At 33.7% G+C, this 2,671-nt stretch carries 3 protein-coding genes; all 3 read left to right on the forward strand.

Going from position 1 to position 2,671, the window contains the following annotated elements:
- On the forward strand, positions 1–1,442 hold a 1,442-nt coding region (locus FDX22_RS20780; RefSeq protein WP_146717714.1), incomplete at its 5' end, for an SGNH/GDSL hydrolase family protein.
- A 107-nt stretch (positions 1,443–1,549) separates the two neighbouring features.
- Positions 1,550–2,455: a phage tail tube protein gene (locus FDX22_RS20785; RefSeq protein ID WP_036853153.1), complete on the forward strand. Its 906-nt coding sequence runs from the start codon at positions 1,550–1,552 to the stop codon at positions 2,453–2,455.
- Between the two features lie 37 nt (positions 2,456–2,492).
- Positions 2,493–2,671: hypothetical protein (locus FDX22_RS32715; protein WP_186805397.1), on the forward strand; the 179-nt coding region annotated here is incomplete at its 3' end.

Raw genomic sequence — 2,671 nt, forward strand, 5'->3', positions numbered from 1 at the left:
GTATAAAGCATATTGGCAAAATTGCTTTTCAAACTGCCAAAACTGGTTTTGGAAAAATGGGAGAAGATGTTGCAACGACAAAATCAAATTTTATTTTTACATCATATATTTCAACTACAGACAAAATAGACATTATTGAAGATGAATTAAAATTTCTCAAAGATAGAATGTTAGTTGATATTGACTTGACTGTAACATATGGAAAATATAGTGTTGGTAGTGCTTCAAAAGATATTAACAAGACATACTTTTCAACTCAAAAAATGACATTAAATAAGGGTTCTATTTTAAAATATACTAACTCAAAATATTTAAGATTAGAATTAGTTAAATTTAATAGCAATACTTTGAAATGTGAGAGTGTTACTGTTACAAACGAAAAAAATATAAACGCAAATGGAATATATGCTATTCAAGGGTATGTTAGATTAAAACCTCTTACACAATCTGATATTGACATGATATTAGCAGACATGCAAGTTTTAAATTACACTTCATCCACTAACAACGTACCGAGTAATTTAGATAGTTTTCAAAAAATGGTAAATTATACCCCGTCAGTAAGTAATGACACTGTTACAACAACTACTACTGCGTTTGATTATTACAAATATCCAGTTACACCTATTTGGGGACATGAATATTTAGAGCATTGGTATGAGAAAATTTATGACGGTGTAAATAATATATCAATAGCATTAGACGGAGATAGTATAACTGCTGGTTACGCTCCACTATCATCGGTTCAAGATACTTTTTTTGGCATGAAAGATTATGCACTTAAAAAAATAATGAAGGCAGGGAATTATGATTTAAAAAAATTATCAATACTAAACAATGGTTTTGGTGGTAGAAATACGAATGAATGGGTAGGAAACCCAACTTATGCTTTGCCTTACTATTTACAAAAATACCCTAATGGTTTTTTACAAACATCGATGGAACATAACCCAGACCTTTTAATAATTGGATGGGGAATGAATGACGCTGATAAAAACCATACGAAGTTCGCTGGGTTAACACTAGAACAAAGATTAAACTTATTTAAAACAAATATGGAAGAAGGATTGAAAAGAATAAGAGGAAATACAAGTGTTAATGGTAGACCAGCTTATAATAAAACCGTAAAAGATTTGGCTATTATCATCACTTTGCCAACAGTTGGAACAGTTTATAATACTGGGAGAACCTATGTAGAGTGGTTTCAAAATGTTAGACCTATAATACAAGAATTATGTCGTAAATACGAGTGTGCGTTTGCTGATTTTACAGCGAGAACTTACGCACATAATGATATGTCTATAAAAACATGGTCAGCTTTAAATTCAGATGGCGTTACTTATGGATCGATACACCCTAACAAATACTCAATGGCTCAAATTATGTCACAGTTACAAGATTTAATATATCCTGTTTGCATGTGGAATATTGATATTGATTAATATATATTTAGGATTGCATGGGAAAATATCGGTTCAGCAGTAATTGGTTCAACGACAATATATTATTGGAAACGTACTGCATAAAAAAATAAAAAGGAAAATAAAAAATGAAATTAGATTATAACTCACGTGAGATTTTCTTTGGTAATGAAGCTCTAATCGTAGCTGATATGGCCAAGGGAAGTAACGGAAAACCAGAGTTTACTAACCATAAAATTGTAACTGGTTTAGTATCAGTTGGCGCAATGGAAGACCAAGCGGAGACTAACAGCTATCCAGCTGATGACGTGCCAGACCATGGAGTGAAAAAAGGTGCTACCTTACTTCAAGGCGAAATGGTATTCATTCAAACAGACCAATCGCTTAAAGAAGACATTTTAGGTCAACAAAGAACAGAAAATGGCTTGGGTTGGTCTCCTACTGGTAATTGGAAAACGAAATGTGTTCAATACCTTATTAAAGGGCGTAAGCGTGATAAAGTTACAGGGGAATTTGTTGACGGTTATCGCGTAGTCGTTTATCCAAATTTGAGACCAACAGCAGAAGCAACAAAAGAATCAGAAACAGATTCAGTTGACGGTGTAGACCCTATCCAATGGACTTTGGCAGTACAAGCGACTGAGTCAGATATTTATTTGAATGGCGGTAAAAAAGTCCCTGCTATTGAGTACGAAATTTGGGGAGAACAAGCAAAAGATTTCGTCAAGAAAATGGAAAGTGGTTTATTCATTATGCAACCTGATACAGTTCTAGCTGGTGGAATTACACTCGTAGCTCCTGTTATTCCTAATGTGACTACTGCTACAAAGGGTCATAATGACGGAAGAATCGTAGTGCCTGCCACTTTGAAAGATTCTAATGGTGGAACTGTAAAAGTAACATCAGTGATTAATGACGCAAATGGAAAAGTAGCAACAAACGGACAACTTGCTCCAGGTGCCTATAACGTAAAGTTCTCCGCTGAGGGTTATAAAGATGTTACCGCAGGAGTTTCAGTAACTGACCATTCATAAGACTAAAAATAGATTAAGTAAAGGAATATAAAATAAAATGGCAAAACAATTGAGTACAGCACGTAAATTTAAAATGATTACAGGTAAAGACCTTTTCCAACAACAAAAGGCAATGGATACAGAACTTAAAAAAGAAGACGGAGAAATTACTGACCTAATGGAGTTCGTTCAATATGGTCTATACTTGGCTCTTTTTCAAGATAACATTGTAAAAGC

Origin of the sequence: Citrobacter sp. TBCS-14 (assembly GCF_005280805.1) — a bacterium.
GTDB classification, from domain to species: domain Bacteria; phylum Pseudomonadota; class Gammaproteobacteria; order Enterobacterales; family Enterobacteriaceae; genus Citrobacter; species Citrobacter gillenii.